An 18,755-nucleotide genomic window follows, 5' to 3' on the forward strand; every position below is an offset into this window, starting at 1 on the left:
GTGAATAGTCAGTGCTAAGCGACTTTTTGCTTTATTGGAGTAGCACTGGCTTCACTCAATGTGATTTGATTGATGACTTTGGTCGTGCACGCTTCATCACTCCAGCGAAGCAGCTGTAACTCACCACTGTGGGTTTCAGCAATCAGCGTACAATTTTCGACCCAGTCACCGTCGTTGGCATAAATGATATTCTTGTGTTGGGATAATTCTGGTTGGTGAATATGACCGCAAACCACTGCTTGTACTTGCTGTGTTTGTGCGTAGCGCAATACTGCATCTCGATACATGCTGATGGCATGTTGTGCTTTATTGACTCGGAGTTTCACGTAACTGGCTAAAGACCAATACGAAAAGCCTAAGCTGTGTCTAATACGATGTAATTTACGATTGAGTAATAACAAAACATCATATAAGTGGTCGCCAAGTTTGGCGTAGGTGCGACTTATACACACTTCTGAATCAAATTGATCGCCATGTAACATTAAAATTTTATCGCCAGTTATGCATTCATGTATATATTGGCGGGTGATGGTAATGCCCCATATTTGGAAATTACTATAAGCTTTAAACTCTTCATCATGGTTGCCTGGTATAAACTTGATTTCGATGCCGCTTTGCGCCAGTTGGATTAACTTTTGTAGGACTAGGTTATGACTTTCAGGCCAATAAACTTTACGTTTTAGTGCCCAGATATCAATGATGTCGCCAACTAAATAAAGCTTATTAGTGTGAGTTTGATTAAGCAGATCCAATAAATATTCTGCTTTGCAATCGACACTGCCTAGGTGAACATCTGAAATCCATAAAGCATTGAAAGTTTGTTTTACTTTGCCATTAGATTTAGGGGATTTGCTGGTTGTAATCGCATGTTCAAAAGGGCTGAAGTGAGAAGTGGGATTAGATGTAAGTTCATGTAAACCGGTCTTATCTTTAGCATTTTGAGTCATTGATATATCGCTCAACGATGAATGTCTAAACTAGCATAGGAGCGGTTTTTGAACTCAAGATGACGCCAATATGTCAAAGGGATGACAATTTACAGTGAACGGAGCCGAGTTAAACGAATGCAAGTCTAAAGAAGGCAATGCTACTTTGGATAAGATTTAGTAAGGCTCTAAGAGACAATAAGAGACAAAATTTGGTCATTGGCAGTAAACAAATATAGGTAACTAATATAAGTAACTAATATAAAAACTAATATAAGAAACGAATATAAGAAACTAAAGCAAAGTTAACGCTGGATTACTAGCGATTCAATTCCAATAAAAAAGGAGCCTGATGGCTCCCTTTAGTGAGGACTTAACCGTAACTCATTTTATAAAAAATAGGTTTATAAAATGAGTGCGTTGATTATTTAGCGGCGTTAATGATCTCACGCGCCATTTCGTCAGCAACATCACCGGTGGTGCGGTTGTCTTTTTCGGCTTGCTCGAAGATTTTGATTAACGTGTTATAGATTTCTTCGACTTTGGCAGTGGCTTTAGCTACATCATAGTCACTTTCGAAAGAAACATTGATGATACCGCCAGCATTGATGACATAATCAGGCGCATACAAAATGCCTAGCTCTTTTAATACTTCACCGTGACGAACTTCAGCTAGCTGGTTATTTGCACAACCCGCAACAATTGTTGCTTTAAGCAACGGGATAGTCGTGTCGTTGATCGTTGCGCCAAGTGCACATGGTGCGTAAACATCAACATCTTGGGTATAGATATCTTGTGGTGCAACAACTGTAGCGCCAAATTCCGTGGCCACACGGTCTAAAGAAGCTTGGTGGATGTCAGTCACGATCAGTTCAGCGCCATCTTCATGAAGGTGCTTACATAAGTAATAACCAACATGTCCAACGCCTTGAACCGAAATTTTTAAGCCTTTTAAGCTATCTAGACCACGCTGATGTTTTACCGCGGCTTTAATACCTAAATACGTTCCTAAAGCAGTGAATGGAGATGGATCGCCACTTTTGCCCTCAAGACCAGCCATATAGGGTGTTTCTTCATGAGCAATCATAATATCAGCTGTGGTAGTACCCACATCTTCAGCAGAGTAGTACTTACCACCTAAAGTGTGAATAAAACGACCAAATGAGCGGAATAAGGCTTCACGATCGGTAGTTTTAGGGTCTGCGATGATAACTGACTTGCCGCCACCCATTGTTAAACCAGCAAGTGCGTTTTTATAAGTCATTCCACGAGATAGACGCAACACGTCATTGATTGCCTCGTCGTCTGAGTCATAATTCCACATACGACAACCGCCCACTGCAGGGCCTAGGTTAGTATTATGGATAGCGATAATTGCTTTTAAGCCACTTTCTTTGTCGTGACAAAATACGACTTGTTCGTGGTCATCAAACGATACATGATTAAATAGAGCCACTTGTGATCTCCGCTGTGCGATTAAATAGTCGTCAGAATAAAAGTGAATAACGACTGCTTGTTATTATTTATTGCAGAACGATAGCATTTAGCGATACTCTCAACAAAGTTAGATTCATATAATTTTGTGATCTACGTGGCAATTTAGCTTGCCACTTTACGTAAACGTAAACTTTTTTTGCGTTTCGTTGCATTTGTCACACAAATTGATATAAAGATGTAAGTGTTATGATGACGACATATAACAATAAAATAGGAAGAAAGAATGACTGAATCAGTGGCTGAGCCTAAAACAGAACAACAAGATCCAGAAGTATTAAGACAACAATGGGTCCAAGCACAATTTCAAAAAGCCAATCGATTCCTTGCCGAAAAAGGCGTTATCCCGTCAAAAGTCCTTGCTGATGAAAGCCGCTATTTAGTGCCATATTTAGCAATTTGGAAAATGGAATCGAAACAACCTACCAAGCAAACTTTTTGGGTAATGTCAGGCGATTTACCTTCTGACTATGTCGATGTAAAAGTTGCTGGTACTGCGCGTGAGGCGATTCGTCACTTTTCAATGATGTGGCAAATTAAAGCTGAAAACTTACATAAGTCTGGCGCAACTCGCGATGAGACCCAACTTAAATTTGCTAACTTATTGGTGTCTCGCGCTGAGAGCTTATATAACATGCAAAACGATGAAAAGCTGTGGCAAGACCAAGCGTAATCAAATAGATATCAGTTTTGTAAAAATTAAAGGCACCGAGTAGGTGCCTTTTTTATTGGATGCAATGTGCTTACATGGCCGGTTTAGATTAACGCTATTGACTGTTTAAATGACGTTGCATTAGGTTTTGATTAACATCAGCCATGGATAATTGTTGATCTTCAAGTAGCACAATTAAGTGATACATAAGATCCGAAGCTTCATTAATTAACTCTTCTTTATCATGTGTTGCAGCAGCTAGCGCCGTTTCTAATCCTTCTTCACCAACTTTTTGTGCAATTCTTTTTGTACCACGTTCAAAAAGCGATGCCGTGTAGCTTGAATCTGCGCTTTGGCCTTTTCGAGAAATGATCACATTGGTGAGGTTGTCAATGAAACTGTGAGCATTGCCATTTGGCCAGCAGCTTTCAGTTCCTGTGTGGCAGGTAGGGCCATTTGGAATAACCTGAACCAGTAAACTGTCATTGTCACAGTCTTTATCAATGGCAACTAAATCTAATGTGTTGCCTGACGTTTCACCTTTAGTCCATAGGCGTTGTTTTGAGCGACTGAAAAAAGTTACTTTGCCTGTTTCTAAGGTATGTTCTAATGCCGCTTTATTCATATAACCCAGCATAAGCACTTTACCGGTTAAGTGGTTTTGAACCACGGCTGGTAATAAATCGTTTTGTTTATCCCATGCTAGTGCTGAGGTATCAAATGTCATAGTTGCAGATAATGTCATAATTCAGTTTCACTTCTTATTCAGTTTCTTTGCCTGTTAAATACGAATCGCAATGTTTTCATTGGCTAAATATTGCTTTAATTCAGCGATATCGATAATTCCCTTATGAAACACACTGGCTGCTAGGGCAGCATCAACATTCGCTTGCTGAAACACTTCCTTGAAATGTGCCATTGTGCCTGCACCGCCAGAAGCAATTAATGGGACATCACAAATTGCTCTTACCATGCTGAGCTGTTTAATATCATAACCGCCTCGCACGCCATCTTGGTTCATGACGTTCAGTACAATTTCGCCACAACCTCTAGTTTGAACTTCTTCAACCCAATCTTGAGTAAACCATTGCGTATCTTTAGTTGCAGCTTCGTCACCAGTAAATTGCTTTACTTTGTAGCTATCTGATTCGTCATCATAGAATGAGTCAATACCAATCACGATGCATTGGCGGCCAAATTCATCCTGTAATCGTGAAATTAAACTCGGGTCGCTGAGTGCTGGTGAGTTAATTGAAATTTTATCGGCACCGTAAGCTAACATTTGTCGTGCTTGTTCGATGGTTTTAATTCCACCAGCGACGCAAAAAGGAATATCGATTTGCGCTGCGACTCGACTTACCCAAGACTTATCAATCACTCTATCATGGGCACTGGCGGTAATATCATAAAAGACTAACTCATCAGCACCTTCGGCCGCATATCTTGCTGCTAATGGTTCAATATCACCAATGATTTCATGGTTACGAAATTGAACCCCTTTTACGACTTGTCCATCACGAACATCGAGGCAGGGGACTAGGCGTTTGGCCAACATGTGATTGCCTCCTCAACGGTAAAATTATTTATCAGTAATGCTTTACCAATGATAATACCATTGGCGTTACTGTCTCTTACTGCCGCTACATCATCAAGGCTTGCTATACCGCCAGAGGCTTGCCAAGTAATGTTTGGGTATTTACTTGCAAGCTCAGCATAAAGAACTGTATTAGCGCCTTGTAAAGTGCCATCACGGCTAATATCGGTGACCAATGCATGTTTAAGTCCAACTGTGCTGTATTCTGACACTAATGATTCTAACGACTTTCCACCACCAGTTTGCCAGCCTGACACTGCAACCATTTTTTCGCCTTGCTCGTTAATATTGACATCTAACGCTAAACAAATGGCATCACTGCCGTATTTTACAAACCAGCTTTTGACTAATTCGGGCTCTTTGACTGCTAATGAACCAATGACGACACGTTTAACGCCACTATCTAATAATTCTTTTACTTGCTGTTCACTACGGATCCCGCCGCCGACTTGGATATCGGTGTTTAAGCCTGCAACCAATTGTGAAATCAATGCTATTTGGCGCTTTTCGGGATCCTTAGCACCTGTTAAATCTACGATATGAAGGAGCTTAGCTCCTTGGGATTCATAAGACTGAAGTTGAGCTAATGGACTTAAATCAAAAGTCGTTTTTTGTTGGTAGTCGCCTTGATATAAACGTACAACTTGGCCGTCGATTAAATCAATTGCTGGAATGATCATGCTTGGTTCCCCATATTTAGGAAATTTTGTAATATCTGCGAGCCTATTGCTGCACTTTTTTCTGGGTGAAATTGCACACCAAAAAAGTTATCTTTTGCAATGGCGGCACTAAATGCTTCACCGTATTGTGATGATGCGATGGTGTACTGACTGAGTGGCGCCTTAAAGCTATGGACAAAATACACATAACTACCGTCTTCAATCCCTTTAAACAACGGATGATCAGATACTGTTATTTGGTTCCAGCCCATGTGTGGTAATGGCAAGCCTTGGCTGTCTAATTCATTAATTTGAGTAGGAATTAATCCCAAACAGGCTATGTCTTGTTCTGTGCGCCCACCGTGCTCATTGGATTTCTCCGTGAGCATTTGCATCCCTAAACATACCCCCATGACAGGTTGGGTTAGGTTGTTAATAATGGACACTAAATCACGGCTCACAAGCGCATCCATCGCCGCGCCAGCAGTGCCGACACCAGGCAAAACGACTCTTGCGGCGGACTTAATCACTTGATGGTCAGCAGATACAATGACATCAGCGTTTAGGCGCTCAAATGCAAATCGTACCGAGCTTAGGTTGGCACAGCCAGTATCAAGAATGACGGTTGTGTTGTTATCTGACATGAATTGCGCTCCTTACAGTACACCTTTACTTGAAGGCAGCAAATCACCTTCGACTTTCACTGCTTGGCGTAACGTGCGGCCTAAAACTTTGAATAGCGCTTCAACTTTGTGGTGATCATTATCGCCATCGGTGCTGATGTGTAACGTACAACGCAGGCCATCGGCAAATGAGCGGAAAAAGTGTGGCACCATTTCAGTGGCCATTTCACCGACCATTTCACGATCGAACTGAGCATTGAATTTAATAAATGGACGACCAGAAATATCCATTAAACACTCTCCATTTGCTTCATCCATAGGCAGACTGAAGCCGAAACGGGCAATACCACGTTTATCGCCTAGTGCTTGGCGTAATGCGTCGCCTATGGCTAAGGCGGTATCTTCAACACTGTGGTGATCGTCTATTTCTAAATCGCCATCAACAGTCACATCCATTCTGAAATTTCCGTGAGTTTGAATTTGATCTAGCATGTGGTCAAAAAAGCCAATACCTGTATCAATTTTGCCTTTGCTAGTATCATCAAGGTTAATATTAACTTTAATATCCGTCTCTTTTGTTGTGCGAACAACTTCACTGATACGGCCTTGATTTAAGATTGCATCTGTAATGGCAGCCCAATCGAGTGTTTCACGTTGATATTGAAAACTACGGATCCCCATAGCACTWGCAAGTTCTACATCAGTATAACGATCGCCAATGACCGCTGAGGTCGTAAAATCGACTTTACCTTGTGTTAAGTATTCTTTGACCAAGCCTAATTTGGGCTTACGACAACTGCAATTATCAGCGTCAAAGTGTGGGCAAATGACGACATCATCAAATTTGACACCTTGGCTTTCAAAGATTTGCATCATCATATTGTGCGGTGCGTCAAAGTCTGCTTGTGGGAATGAATCTGTGCCTAAACCATCTTGGTTGGACACCATCACTAAACGGTAACCCGCTTTTTGTAGTTTCAGTAAAGAGGGAATGACTTGTGGTTCAAACACTAGCTTATCAAGTCTATCTAACTGCTTATCAATTGCAGGTTCCTCAACTAAGGTGCCATCTCTGTCGATAAATAAAATGTTTTGTTTCATCTCTTTTCCTTCAAAATATTTTTATTCTTTAAATTAGGTAATATCTATCAAACGGGTGAGTTTAGGTTGTTGATTGCATCGATAAGTCTGTCTGTGTCAGATGCATGGCTAAAACTAAATCGAATTCGACTTTGTAAACGTGGGTCTTTATAAGCCCGTGCAACTATCCCAGCTTGCTGCAAAGCGTTACTGACCGTATCAGGTTGAGTAAACTCAGCTAATACAAAATTGCCGTGGGCAGGTAATACTTTAGCGCCAGCTTGTTGCAGCGCATTGGATAATCGCTGCCCTTGAGTGCTGAGCTGTGCAACTTGCTGCTGCATTAACTCAATACCCGTTATCGACAGTGCTTTTTGCGCTAATTCTGCAACGGGAAGAGGCACTGGGTAAGGCGCAATAACCCGCATAATTAAACTGATAATATCGCTGTTGGCCATTAAAAAGCCGCAGCGAGCTCCTGCTAATGCAAATGCTTTTGAAAGGGTTCTTAACACGACCAGGTTAGGATACTGAGTCACTAAGTCAGCCACTGAGTATTGCGGAGAAAACTCAATATATGCTTCATCAACCACCACAATGGCATTTGGCATAGCTTCAACGGCCGCTGTAATATCCTGCTTTTGAATAATCGTGCCAGTTGGATTATTGGGGTTGCAAATAAAGACGACTTTTGCGCCATCAATTTGCGAGGCATAATTTTCTGGGAGTTGATAGCTATCAGTTAGGTTTAAATTGTTGACACCTACATTGTATGTTTGTGCGCTGATCGCATACATACCGTAAGTCGGCCCAAAGCAAGCTATTTTATCAACGCCTGGGGTGCAGAAGGTTCTAATAAGTAGCTCAATCCCCTCATCAGCTCCACGAGTTGAAACGATATTTTCAACAGGCACCTTAGCATATTGACTGTAAGCATTAATTAATGGCTCAGGCTGACATTCAGGGTAACGATTTAATGTATCTAAATCGCTATTATTAAAAGGCGACTCATTGGCGTTTATCCAAATATCGCCGCGACCACCAATGCGTCTCGCACTTTCATAGGGAACAAGGCTTAACAGCTCTGGTCTAGCTAACGATTCTGCTAACGTTAGCGCAGATTTTGATGAGGATTCACTGTTATTTGTCATCTATCTTTACTCTTTATAAGCTATTTAAGCGAATGGCTACGGCATTTTTATGAGCATCAAGTAACTCATTTTCTGCTAGTACCATGACTGTTTCTCCAAGACCTTGTAAGCCTTGTGGAGTTAATTCTTGTACGGTAAATCGGCGAGAAAAATCAGCTAATGACAAACTAGAAACGCTGCGACTATATCCGTAAGTTGGTAATACATGGTTGGTTCCACTCGCGTAATCGCCAACTGATTCTGGCGTATATGCCCCTAGAAAAACACTACCTGCGGCTCGAATATTGGTTAATACATCACGAGGTTTTTCAGATTGTATGATTAAGTGCTCAGGACCATAAAGGTTAGATACCATGGCTGCTTGAGACATATCATCAACAATGATAGACCGGCTGCAACTGAGTGCTTGTGCGGCTATATCTTGTCGAGATAAGACGTTAAGTTGCTTACTGAGCTCTCGGTTGACTTCATTAGCCACTGATTCAGAATCTGTGACTAACATAACCTGTGAATCAGGCCCGTGTTCTGCTTGTGATAACAAATCAGCCGCGATGAAGGCTGGATTTGCGAGTTTGTCTGCAATGACAAGTACTTCCGATGGGCCCGCTGGCATATCAATTGCGACGCTGCAGCGGCCATCTTGTGAAACTAAACGTTTAGCTTCAGTGACAAAGCGATTACCGGGACCAAAGATTTTATCAACACTTGGCACCGATTCTGTACCAAAGGCGAGGGCAGCGATAGCTTGTGCACCACCAACCTGATAAATTTCTGTGATGCCACAGACCTTTGCAGCATAAACAATTGCGTCATTAATTGGTGGAGGACTGACTAAAACACGTTGCTCACAGCCTGCAATTTTAGCTGGTAAAGCCAGCATCATTACCGTAGAAATTAGCGGCGCACTGCCGCCTGGTATGTATAAACCGACTTTCTGAATTGGCTCAGAGCGAAGCTCACAGCGAACACCGGGTTGCGTTTCTACATCAATTGCTTGGAATGTTTGTGCTTGGTGAAACGTTTCAATATTATTCACTGCATTAGCAACAGCAGACTTAACCTCTTCAGATACTCTGGTACAAGCTAGTGAGATATCATCATCAGACATAGTAATGGAATCGATACTAACCCCATCGAATTGCTGACTATATTTGACTAAAGCGCTATCACCATCAGCCACAACGGTGTTGATGATGTCTCTAACTGAACGCTCAACACTATTGTCACCAACTAATGGCGAGCGATTTAGCGCAGTTTGTTGCTTTGTTGAACTTAATTCATTCCAATCTAGAATTTGCATTGTTTGCTGTGTTTGCATGTGCTGCTCCACTACGACAAATGTGTTAGTTAACCGGCCATTTTTTCGATAGGCATAACAAGGATTGAACTCGCACCCAGTGCGGTTAACTCTTCCATTGTGTCCCAGAATAAATCTTCAGTGCTAACGGCGTGGATTGCGACCCGATCAGTATCATCATTGAGTGGTAATACGGTTGGGTTTTCAGCACCCGGTAATAGTGCAACAATTTGATCAAGAGTTTCTCTTGGTGCGTGCAGTAGAATGTACTTGCTTTCACGAGCTCGTACGACGCCGTTCATGCGCGAAAGGATTTTATCGATGAGTGCTTGTTTTGCAGGTACTTGCTCCTCAGCTGATTGAATAATGCATGCCATTGATTGATAGATGATATCTGTTTCGTATAAACCATTCGCTTCAAGAGTTGCACCTGTTGAAACTAAATCACAGATACCGTCAGCTAATCCTGCACGTGGGGCAACTTCAACCGAACCTTTTAACATACAGTCGCTATAGTTAATGCCTTTTTGTTGCATGTAACGACGTAGAAGGTTTGGATAAGAAGTCGCAATACGTAAACCTTCTAGTGAGCTTGCATCTTCATAGCTAAATTCATTTGGAACAGCGAGTGAAAGGCGACATGCTCCGAAATCTAATTCACGTAATTTTACACAGTCAGCTGGCTTACCAAGTGTTTGACGTTCTATTTGTTCTTCTTCAAGAACATTCTCGCCAATAATACCTAAATCAACGACACCATCCATAACCAAGCCAGGGATATCATCATCACGTACACGCAGTAAATCGATAGGCATGTTGTCAGCGTGTACAATTAAACGTTGTTCGTTTACGTTGAACTTTACGCCACAACTTTTAAGTAATTTCTGTGATTCTTTTGAAAGGCGACCTGATTTTTGAATTGCAATACGCAGTCTGTTATTTTCGCTCATGATGTAATTCCTATTAAATTTGATATAAAAACAATTATTTAAAGCCTAAAACTAAAAAACCCCTGAAATTTCTTTCAGGGGTTTATGTATGTTTTTACAACCGCCTGAAGGAAATAGTCCTCCGGCAGTAAGCATCCGAAGGCTACCGCAAATGGTGATGATGATGGTTTGTATTGATTCGGATGAACATAATAAATTCTCTATTAAATTAGCTTGTGTAATTTCATTACAAATAATCTAACCCCTTTTAATTTTGTTTGCAATACAGAATAAACACTATTTGCATTTTTTTGCTAAATAAAAAATATATCTTATATCAGTATGATTTTTAGGCTTATTTTTGCTCTGTTTGTATATACAAGTAAGGTGTTTAATTCAGATAAATCAATGTTTATCGTCGAAATCATCAATGAAGAGCCTTAACTCAAAGAAACTTTATTTCATTGTTTACTGTTGTAAATCATTGGATAATGAAAAGCTTGATAGATGACCGAGTACGGTTATCTGTTTTTTCCACTAAAAAGGCAAGATTAAGCATCATAGTGAGCAGCAAATTACGCAAAGAAGTCGACTTGGCTTTTTCTCCTCAGGGCGCTTTAGCAAAAAGTGTTCATCAATATCGACCAAGGCAAAGTCAGTATGACATGGCTTTGGCTGTGACGAGTGCCATCAGTGATAAACACAATTTAATTTTAGAAGCAGGTACAGGTGTAGGTAAAACGTTTGCCTATCTGATCCCAGCATTATTAAGTGGTAAGCAAGTCATCATTAGTACAGGGAGTAAAAACCTGCAAGAACAGCTTTTCTTCAAAGACTTACCACTATTATTAACCATGTTTTCTGTCGCGCCCAAAACGGCGCTACTAAAAGGTCGCAGTAATTACTTATGTCAACTTAGGTTGGAAAAGAACTTACAAAAAATAAGTCAAATGTCACCGCAAGTGGTTGATGAGCTGATCAAGATAAATCAATGGGCTAGTATGACCAAAGATGGTGATACTGGTAACTTAACCTCAGTAGCAGAACATTCGGCCACCATTGCCACAGTCACCAGCACCAAAGAAAGCTGCACTGGTAAAAAGTGCAGTTATTACGATGCCTGTTTTAGTCGTAAAGCCAAGATTAAAGCGCAAGATGCGAAAATTGTTGTGGTTAATCATCATTTATTCTTTGCCGACCGATTACTAAAAGACACAGGATTTGCAGAATTATTACCAGAAGCCGATGTCGTCGTTTTTGATGAGGCTCACTTGGTTCCTGATGTTTGCATTAACTATTTTGGTCAACAAATTGCGACGCGTGATATCGACAGAGTGCTAAATCAAATTATTGATGTGTATCGAACAGAGCTAAGAGACAGCATTCAATTGGAGCAGCTGAGTCAACGACTATTAGTGAAGTTATCTCGTTGGCAAAATGCATTACTTGAGGGGGATGTCACAGATTGGCGCCACGTTATTTCAAATAAAGATTTAGCCACACAATCTTGGGATTTATTGAATGAACTAACGACGTTGCTTGCTGTGACAACAGAACATGTTGGCCGCAGTGAAACGTTAGATAATGTAGTAGGTCAACTCTCTTCAATCGTTGCACAGCTTCAACTGTACTTTGAATGTAATGATCAAAATGCCGCTTACAGTGTTGAACCTAGTGGTCGATTTACTATGTTAAGAATGGCACCGATTAATATCGCAAAGCAATGTCAGCAATTGTTTGATAAACAAACTCAATGGATTTTTACCTCGGCGACGTTACAAGTGAACCGACAGCTTAAACATTTTGCTGACGAGTTAGGGCTGGGTAAAGCAAAGCAAATTATCTTAGATAGTCCGTTTGATTATCCAAACCAAGCATTATTTTGTGTGCCAAGACATCTTGCTAAGTCAGGCCAAACTGAAGCTAATGTTAATCAACTCGTAGATGTCTGTACTCAAGCAATTAATGCAGCTCAAGGACGGACTTTTATTTTATTTACCAGTCATCATATGCTGCAGCAAGTTGCGATAATGCTTCAACGTAAAGTGAATTATCCTTTGTTGGTACAAGGACAGGCGAGTAAGCAAAGCTTGTTAAATAAATTTCGCCAACTCGGTAATGGTGTATTGCTGGGGACAAGTAGCTTTTGGGAAGGTATTGATGTAAGAGGGCGGTTACTTAGCTGCGTAATCATCGACAAACTGCCTTTTGTTTCTCCTGATGACACGTTATATCGGGCTAGAGCGGCAAACGCTGAGAGAAGTCATAACGATCCTTTTACGTCTATATCATTACCTCAAGCCGTTATTAGCTTAAAGCAAGGTGTGGGTCGTCTCATTAGGGACGAGAAAGACAGAGGGGTATTAATACTGTGTGATAACCGTATTGTAAATAGACCCTATGGCGAAGCATTCATCAATTCATTACCGCCAATGAGCAGGACTCGTGATTTAGATACTGCGTTACGCTTTTTAAAAAGTATCCCATAAGTTATTATAGCGACCATTATTTACCGAATTACTCTAGGGTTAACACGTCTTACATGGCTCACATTGATTCAGATTTAACAATACTTGCATTAGATACTTGCACAGAATCTTGTTCGGCAGCGTTGTTGCATAACCAAGATTTACATTGTCGTTCAGCAAATGCACCAAGAGAACATAGCCAGCGTTTATTGCCAATGGTTGATGAAGTATTGAAAGAAGCAAATATTAAGATTGCAGATGTAAACTTGATTGCATATGGGCGTGGGCCAGGTAGTTTTACTGGAATTCGAATCTGTACAAGTATGACTCAAGGCTTAGCACTAGGACATGATATACCTGTTATCGGTATTTCTACTTTGGCAGCAATGGCACAAATGGCTATTGACGCTGACAGTGCTAAACAAGTATTTGTAGCCATTGATGCAAGAATGAATGAAATATACTGGGGACAGTTTACTAATTCAGATGGAATTGCGACGTTAGTTGGCGAAGAACATGTATCTACTCCCGAACAAGTAAATATACTGTTAGATACTGAGCAAACGATCACACTGTGTGGCACTGGGTTTGATGCATATCCTGATTTATTGTCAAATCTTGATTCTACACAAATGAGTGATATCAAATTACCCGATGCCAAAGCGATGTTAAAACTCGCGCAATTGGGATATAAGCAAGGTTTATCGACTCCTGTGGATGAGCTTGCTCCCGTGTATTTGCGTGATACGGTGACTTGGAAAAAATTACCAGGGCGCGAATAAAAGGTTAGCTTTATTTGCTTGATGAGTTTGTGTTTAACTCTTGGCTTATCATTAGCTAAGTATGGGCTTAATATTAGCTTTCTAATAATGTAGTTAAGTATGTGTTTAGTTAAGTATTTGTTTAGTTAAATAGGAGGACAATTTGCTTCATACAATGCAATCATCAATTCAGCCTTTGTCTTCTTATAATCCATTTACATTAAGAACTGACACAAACAAGATTGCTGATAATAATAGTCAAAATAACCAAGCGGTAAGTAATCAACAATCGACAGTTGATAGGTTAACTCGTGCTCGCCAAGTCTCTGAAGTGAATCATACTTCTGCGGCAAAACAAGAAACCTTGACCAAGGCAGCTGAACCGACTAATGCGCACGTTGTCTTTGTTGAGCAATCTGTTATTAACGATGCCGTCGATGCAAAATTGCAGTACGACAAGCAAACGCATTTTAACGCATCACAGCAACAGCATGTTCAAGGAAGTGGAGGTGCGATTAAAGAATACTTATTAAACCAACATGCTGCCCAACGAGAGCAAATTCAACAAATGGTGGGTATTGATTTATATGCATGATCCTAAGCCTGCTCGCTTATCCGCTATTCCTTCTAAAGGGCTTTTCTTTTTTGAACTACTGATTGCTTTTCTGATTACTAAACTGCCTATTATCAGCATCCCTTTCAAATGGTTTGAAAGCTATTTTCATGAGATTTCCCACGGATTAGCGGCTATAGCCAGTGGTGGCATTGTCACTCAAATTCAACTATTTCCGAATGGTGCGGGCTTATGTTTTACCCAAGGGGGCTTTGCACCTTTCATCACTTTTAGTGGCTATTTCGGTGCTGCGCTGTGGGGGTATATCATCTTCTTATTGGCGACTTGGCGAGCGGGCATTAAATTTACCTTAGGCATTCTTGGTACAACAGTCCTGGCATCATTAATTTTCTGGGCGAGAGATTTATTAACCATATTCATTTTAATTTCGTTAGCCGTTGTGTTTCTAATGCCGCTTAAATTTAATAATTTTGCATGGCTTAACAGTTTGTTACGAACACTGGGTTTGATGATTGTGCTTAATGCTATGGCGAGCCCGACAATTCTTTTTGGTTTATCAACTCAAGGAGATGCGGCTAAGCTATCACAGTTAACATGGCTACCAGCTTGGCTTTGGGTAATAATCTGGTTAGTGTTTAGCTGCACTATGTTATGGATGTGTTGGCGAAGAGTAGACGACAAAAAGCCAGAAACAGTTTAGAGTGATCAACTTAGCAATTTTTGTCGTATCAGTTGCTGTTTTTTAAAACAATTTCTTCAGGGAGAAGACAATGAAACGTACGTTATTGTTAACCACAATGTTAGGTTTAAGTTCGATTGGTCTATCGACCATCAGTACAAATGTGGTTGCACATGAGCACGGTCATTCAACAAGTGACAAAGCACAAGCTGTTAAAGTTAACCCTCAACTCGCAGAAGCTGTAGCAAGTAGCTTCAGAAGCGAAAAAAATTCAGCCCGTGATGGATATCGTCATCCTGCTGAAACCTTAGCTTTTTTAGGTGTTCAAGCGGATGATACCGTTATTGAGCTTTGGCCTGGCGGCGGTTGGTATGCCGAAATCTTGGCACCTTACCTTGCAGAAAAAGGTCAGTACATTGGTGGTATTTTTGAAACCAATCCAAAAGAAGATACTAAGCGCACTCAATATTACGCTAAAGCAGGTAAAAAGTTTCAAAGCTGGTTAGCTGATAACAAAGATGCTGTAGGTAATGCTAAAACGGTGACTTTTCAGCCACCTGCATCTGTTGTTTTAGGTGAAGATAACAGTGCTGACTATGTATTAACATTCCGTAACTTACATAATTGGGCTGGCCAGAAACAACTTGAAAATGCTTTTACAGCTTCTTTTAATGTACTAAAAGATGGCGGCGTTTTTGGTGTGGTTGAACATCGTGCAAACCCTGGTATGTCATTTGATAGCGGCTATATGGATCAGGCTGAAATGATTGCACTGGCTGAAAAAGTCGGCTTTACATTAGCGGCGTCATCGGAAGTGAATGCCAACCCTAAGGATACAAAAGATTATCCAAAAGGTGTTTGGACATTACCGCCACGTTTAGCCCTTGAAGATCAGGACAAAGATAAATATCTCGCGATTGGTGAAAGTGATCGTATGACTTTAAAATTTGTTAAAAAAGCGAAATAACCACGCTATAACTGATAAAGAAGACAATGATGAATGAGCCAATTGATGCGGCATTAGAATTTGAAGATGTTGATTTTCAATTGGCTCATATTCGTTTAGCAGCAAAGCGATATGGAAGTAGTAACAAACCCGTTTTACTGGCTTTACATGGTTGGTTAGATAATGCCGACAGCTTCGTACCGTTAGTTAATGCGCTATCTGAGCAGCAAGTACTTACAGATTATCAAATTATTGCCGTAGATTGGCCTGGTCATGGCTTATCTCAACATCGTCCAGGGCAATATCCTTTGCATTGGATTGATTACCTCTACGATTTGCACGAACTCGTTTTATTACTTAAGCAGGACCAGCCTGTAACCGTTATCGGACACTCTTTAGGTGGGATAGTTGCGGCAGCTTATAATGCGGCTTTCCCTGATAGCTTAAAGCAACTCATATTAATTGAAGCTTTATCGCCATTATTTGAAGATGTGTCGAAATTTAAAGCAAGAGTCAATAGAAGCTTTCAGCAGCATATCAGATTCAATCAAGCTGGGATTCAGGGACAGAAGATACCTGAGTCTTCATCAAACTTAATGCTTGAGCGGGCCGTAAATGCCCGTCATAAGCTCACTGGTATGGATCCTAAGTGGTGTGAGTTAATTATAAAGCGAAATCTTGAAATCAAAGATCATCAATATTGTTGGAAAAGTGATCCTCGTTTGAAACTGGATTCTCCTTATAGATTAACCTTTGAACAGGTTGATGTTTTAATGAGCGTCAGTGATACCCCTTGTTTATTAATATTAGCCGAAGAGGGCTATAAACAGTTAAAATTAGCAATACCGCAAGCTAAGCTGTGGTTTACACAGCTTACGAATGTGCAGATTAAAGGCGATCACCATTTACATATGGGAAGCGCAGCACAAGTTGCTAACACGATTAGAACATTTATTCTAAATTAAGCTTTCTTTGTTTTAAAATCACTAGGATTTTTAATTTATTTATGTGATTATGGTCTGAATTAAAACGGTCGTATGATTTTTTGCGGCTCAAGAATAATAACTATCAATAACGTTTTTACTGCAACTCATAACAATAATAAAAATATCAGCTAGTTTTAAGTGCAGTGATCTTCGACCTTGTAAAAATTGAAGCCCGTCTTCTTAGCAATGGTCAGGATAAATAGGAGAATTTTGTGGACCAGCCTTGGATTAATAATTTACCAGAACACGTACCGGCAGAAATTGACTCAGCGCAATTTTCAACGCTTGTCGATATGTTTGAATCTGCGGTAGCTAAATATGCTGACCAACCTGCGTTTATCAATATGGGGGCGACACTGACTTATAGGAAGTTAGAAGAAAGAAGTCGTGCATTTGCAGCCTATTTACAAAATGAACTCAAGTTAGAAAAAGGCGACAGAGTTGCCTTGATGATGCCTAATTTACTGCAATACCCAATTGCATTATTTGGTGTATTACGTGCGGGCATGGTCGTGGTTAATGTTAACCCTCTATATACCCCAAGAGAATTAAAACATCAGTTAGTTGATTCTGGTGCTAAAGCCATTGTCGTTGTGTCGAATTTTGCACGTACATTGGAAGAAGTGGTTTCAGAAACGCCTGTAGAATCGGTGATCATCACTGGGTTAGGTGATCAACTGAGTGCACCAAAAAGAACCTTAGTCAACTTCGTGGTTAAGTACATCAAGAAGATGGTGCCTAAATACAACTTGCCTCATGCATTGTCTTTTAGGCAGTCTTTAAGTAAAGGCCGTCGTTTACAATACGTAAAACCTGAGATTTCACCAGAGGATTTGTCTTTCTTGCAATATACCGGTGGTACTACGGGTGTTTCAAAAGGCGCGATGTTGAGTCATAAAAACGTTGTGAGTAATGTTTTGCAAGCCAATGGTGCATATTCGCCAGCTTTGAAAGATGGTACCGAATTTGTCGTTACTGCATTGCCGCTTTATCACATCTTCGCACTCACTGTTAACTGTTTGCTGTTTTTACATAAAGGCAGTAAAAACTTATTAATTACTAATCCTCGTGATTTACCAGCGTTCGTTGGCGAGTTAAAGAAGTATCCTTTTACAGCGTTGACAGGGGTTAACACGTTATTCAACGCCCTAGTTAATGATGAAGACTTTAATAGTCTTGATTTCAGCCGCTTAAAGCTTTCTATTGGCGGCGGAATGGCCGTACAAAAAGCCGTTGCTGACAAATGGCAAAGCATTACTAAGACGCGATTACTTGAAGGTTATGGGTTAACTGAAGCATCGCCACTGGTGACGTGTTGTCCTTATAACCTTGATGGTTATAACGGATCGATTGGTTTCCCTGCGCCGTCAACTGACATACAAGTGCGTGATGATGAAGGTAATGTATTAGCTCAAGGTGAAACTGGTGAGCTATTTGCGAAAGGCCCGCAAGTTATGCAAGGCTACTGGCAGCGTCCAGAGGAAACTGCAAAAGTCATCGACAAAGAAGGTTGGCTAGCGACTGGTGATATTGGCTATATGGATGAAAAAGGATTCTTTTTCATTGTTGACCGTAAAAAAGACATGATTTTGGTATCAGGTTTTAATGTATTTCCAAATGAAGTTGAAGATGTCATTGCACTGCATCCTAAAGTTATTGAGGTTGCGGCTGTTGGTGTTCCAAATGAAGCCAGCGGTGAATTAGTTAAAGTATTTGTCGTCGCAAAAGATAACAGCTTAACTGATAGCGATATTATTAAACATTGTCGTCATCATTTAACAGGATATAAGGTACCAAAGCTGGTAGAATTCAGAGATGAGTTACCAAAATCCAATGTAGGTAAGATTTTACGACGAGAGCTTCGAGACGAAGTTAAATCAGCGTAAAGTAAAGCCGGCAGTTGCCGGCTTTTTAATGCATCCTATTTAGACCTTTC

Annotated in this window: 18 protein-coding genes; 8 read left to right on the forward strand and 10 right to left on the reverse strand. The window is 40.5% G+C overall.

Annotation, left to right across the window (positions count from 1 at the left end; translation table 11 throughout):
- Positions 1-14: 14 nt before the first annotated feature.
- Positions 15-947 carry a UDP-2,3-diacylglucosamine diphosphatase gene (locus A9267_RS01200; RefSeq protein WP_082972154.1) on the reverse strand — a complete coding sequence of 311 codons (933 nt, stop codon included), beginning with the start codon at positions 945-947 and terminating at the stop codon, positions 15-17.
- Positions 948-1,350: 403 nt separating this feature from the next.
- Positions 1,351-2,382, reverse strand: a complete 1,032-nt coding sequence (locus A9267_RS01205) for a Glu/Leu/Phe/Val dehydrogenase dimerization domain-containing protein (protein ID WP_055023220.1) — start codon at positions 2,380-2,382, stop codon at positions 1,351-1,353.
- A 264-nt stretch (positions 2,383-2,646) separates the two neighbouring features.
- On the opposite strand from A9267_RS01205, the gene A9267_RS01210 reads away from it, so the two are divergent.
- A complete protein-coding gene (locus A9267_RS01210) occupies positions 2,647-3,093 on the forward strand; it encodes a DUF4826 family protein (protein WP_055023219.1) in 447 nt (148 codons plus the stop codon).
- A gap of 94 nt (positions 3,094-3,187) precedes the next feature.
- Here A9267_RS01210 and hisIE read toward each other — a convergent pair whose 3' ends face one another.
- Genes hisIE through hisG form a run of 8 tightly spaced genes read right to left on the reverse strand, consistent with a single transcriptional unit; the run spans position 3,188 to position 10,426 of the window.
- Positions 3,188-3,817 carry a bifunctional phosphoribosyl-AMP cyclohydrolase/phosphoribosyl-ATP diphosphatase HisIE gene (gene hisIE / locus A9267_RS01215; protein WP_065107952.1) on the reverse strand — a complete coding sequence of 210 codons (630 nt, stop codon included), beginning with the start codon at positions 3,815-3,817 and terminating at the stop codon, positions 3,188-3,190.
- A gap of 36 nt (positions 3,818-3,853) precedes the next feature.
- Entirely contained in the window at positions 3,854-4,627 is a 774-nt protein-coding gene (hisF, locus tag A9267_RS01220) for an imidazole glycerol phosphate synthase subunit HisF (protein ID WP_055023217.1), read from the reverse strand.
- Positions 4,609-5,346 (reverse strand): 1-(5-phosphoribosyl)-5-[(5-phosphoribosylamino)methylideneamino]imidazole-4-carboxamide isomerase, encoded by a 738-nt coding sequence (gene hisA / locus A9267_RS01225; protein ID WP_065107953.1) that lies wholly within the window; start codon positions 5,344-5,346, stop codon positions 4,609-4,611. The genes hisF and hisA overlap by 19 nt, the downstream gene beginning before the upstream one ends.
- On the reverse strand, positions 5,343-5,969 hold the full coding sequence (hisH, locus tag A9267_RS01230) for an imidazole glycerol phosphate synthase subunit HisH (RefSeq protein ID WP_065107954.1): 627 nt from the start codon (positions 5,967-5,969) through the stop codon (positions 5,343-5,345). The genes hisA and hisH overlap by 4 nt, the downstream gene beginning before the upstream one ends.
- Before the next feature lie 12 nt (positions 5,970-5,981).
- Positions 5,982-7,049: a bifunctional histidinol-phosphatase/imidazoleglycerol-phosphate dehydratase HisB gene (gene hisB, locus A9267_RS01235; protein ID WP_065107955.1), complete on the reverse strand. Its 1,068-nt coding sequence runs from the start codon at positions 7,047-7,049 to the stop codon at positions 5,982-5,984.
- Positions 7,050-7,096: 47 nt separating this feature from the next.
- Positions 7,097-8,179 (reverse strand): histidinol-phosphate transaminase, encoded by a 1,083-nt coding sequence (hisC, locus tag A9267_RS01240; RefSeq protein ID WP_065107956.1) that lies wholly within the window; start codon positions 8,177-8,179, stop codon positions 7,097-7,099.
- A gap of 13 nt (positions 8,180-8,192) precedes the next feature.
- A complete protein-coding gene (gene hisD, locus A9267_RS01245) occupies positions 8,193-9,479 on the reverse strand; it encodes a histidinol dehydrogenase (RefSeq protein WP_065108419.1) in 1,287 nt (428 codons plus the stop codon).
- A 47-nt stretch (positions 9,480-9,526) separates the two neighbouring features.
- Entirely contained in the window at positions 9,527-10,426 is a 900-nt protein-coding gene (gene hisG, locus A9267_RS01250) for an ATP phosphoribosyltransferase (protein WP_055023212.1), read from the reverse strand.
- Between the two features lie 542 nt (positions 10,427-10,968).
- Here hisG and A9267_RS01255 point away from each other — a divergent pair.
- From A9267_RS01255 to fadD, 7 genes are all read left to right on the forward strand, one after another.
- The gene (locus tag A9267_RS01255) at positions 10,969-12,894 is read left to right on the forward strand and encodes an ATP-dependent DNA helicase (protein WP_231919025.1); all 1,926 of its coding nucleotides are present in this window, start codon (positions 10,969-10,971) and stop codon (positions 12,892-12,894) included.
- Positions 12,895-12,947: 53 nt separating this feature from the next.
- On the forward strand, positions 12,948-13,655 hold the full coding sequence (tsaB, locus tag A9267_RS01260; RefSeq protein ID WP_065107958.1) for a tRNA (adenosine(37)-N6)-threonylcarbamoyltransferase complex dimerization subunit type 1 TsaB: 708 nt from the start codon (positions 12,948-12,950) through the stop codon (positions 13,653-13,655).
- 142 nt (positions 13,656-13,797) lie between these two features.
- Positions 13,798-14,229, forward strand: a complete 432-nt coding sequence (locus A9267_RS01265) for a hypothetical protein (protein ID WP_156669077.1) — start codon at positions 13,798-13,800, stop codon at positions 14,227-14,229.
- A complete protein-coding gene (locus tag A9267_RS01270) occupies positions 14,222-14,908 on the forward strand; it encodes a M50 family metallopeptidase (RefSeq protein ID WP_055023208.1) in 687 nt (228 codons plus the stop codon). Before A9267_RS01265 ends, A9267_RS01270 begins: the two co-directional genes overlap by 8 nt.
- Before the next feature lie 70 nt (positions 14,909-14,978).
- A complete protein-coding gene (locus A9267_RS01275) occupies positions 14,979-15,854 on the forward strand; it encodes a class I SAM-dependent methyltransferase (protein ID WP_055023207.1) in 876 nt (291 codons plus the stop codon).
- A 29-nt stretch (positions 15,855-15,883) separates the two neighbouring features.
- Complete coding sequence (locus A9267_RS01280) at positions 15,884-16,798, forward strand: alpha/beta hydrolase (RefSeq protein ID WP_156669078.1); 915 nt, start codon at positions 15,884-15,886, stop codon at positions 16,796-16,798.
- Positions 16,799-17,031: 233 nt separating this feature from the next.
- Complete coding sequence (gene fadD, locus A9267_RS01285; protein ID WP_065107961.1) at positions 17,032-18,705, forward strand: long-chain-fatty-acid--CoA ligase FadD; 1,674 nt, start codon at positions 17,032-17,034, stop codon at positions 18,703-18,705.
- Positions 18,706-18,755: the final 50 nt, after the last annotated feature.

This window comes from Shewanella sp. UCD-FRSSP16_17, assembly GCF_001675935.1.
In the GTDB taxonomy this organism is placed as follows: domain Bacteria; phylum Pseudomonadota; class Gammaproteobacteria; order Enterobacterales; family Shewanellaceae; genus Shewanella; species Shewanella japonica.

What these genes read in the sequence shown, in the direction of transcription:
- A9267_RS01200 (WP_082972154.1), bottom strand. Translation starts at nt 947, where the DNA reads ATGACTCAAAATGCTAAAGATAAGACCGGTTTACATGAACTTACATCT.
- A9267_RS01210 (WP_055023219.1), top strand. Translation starts at nt 2,647, where the DNA reads ATGACTGAATCAGTGGCTGAGCCTAAAACAGAACAACAAGATCCAGAA.
- hisIE (WP_065107952.1), bottom strand. Translation starts at nt 3,817, where the DNA reads ATGACATTATCTGCAACTATGACATTTGATACCTCAGCACTAGCATGG.
- hisF (WP_055023217.1), bottom strand. Translation starts at nt 4,627, where the DNA reads ATGTTGGCCAAACGCCTAGTCCCCTGCCTCGATGTTCGTGATGGACAA.
- hisA (WP_065107953.1), bottom strand. Translation starts at nt 5,346, where the DNA reads ATGATCATTCCAGCAATTGATTTAATCGACGGCCAAGTTGTACGTTTA.
- hisH (WP_065107954.1), bottom strand. Translation starts at nt 5,969, where the DNA reads ATGTCAGATAACAACACAACCGTCATTCTTGATACTGGCTGTGCCAAC.
- hisC (WP_065107956.1), bottom strand. Translation starts at nt 8,179, where the DNA reads ATGACAAATAACAGTGAATCCTCATCAAAATCTGCGCTAACGTTAGCA.
- hisD (WP_065108419.1), bottom strand. Translation starts at nt 9,479, where the DNA reads ATGCAAATTCTAGATTGGAATGAATTAAGTTCAACAAAGCAACAAACT.
- hisG (WP_055023212.1), bottom strand. Translation starts at nt 10,426, where the DNA reads ATGAGCGAAAATAACAGACTGCGTATTGCAATTCAAAAATCAGGTCGC.
- tsaB (WP_065107958.1), top strand. Translation starts at nt 12,948, where the DNA reads ATGGCTCACATTGATTCAGATTTAACAATACTTGCATTAGATACTTGC.
- A9267_RS01270 (WP_055023208.1), top strand. Translation starts at nt 14,222, where the DNA reads ATGCATGATCCTAAGCCTGCTCGCTTATCCGCTATTCCTTCTAAAGGG.
- A9267_RS01275 (WP_055023207.1), top strand. Translation starts at nt 14,979, where the DNA reads ATGAAACGTACGTTATTGTTAACCACAATGTTAGGTTTAAGTTCGATT.
- A9267_RS01280 (WP_156669078.1), top strand. Translation starts at nt 15,884, where the DNA reads ATGAATGAGCCAATTGATGCGGCATTAGAATTTGAAGATGTTGATTTT.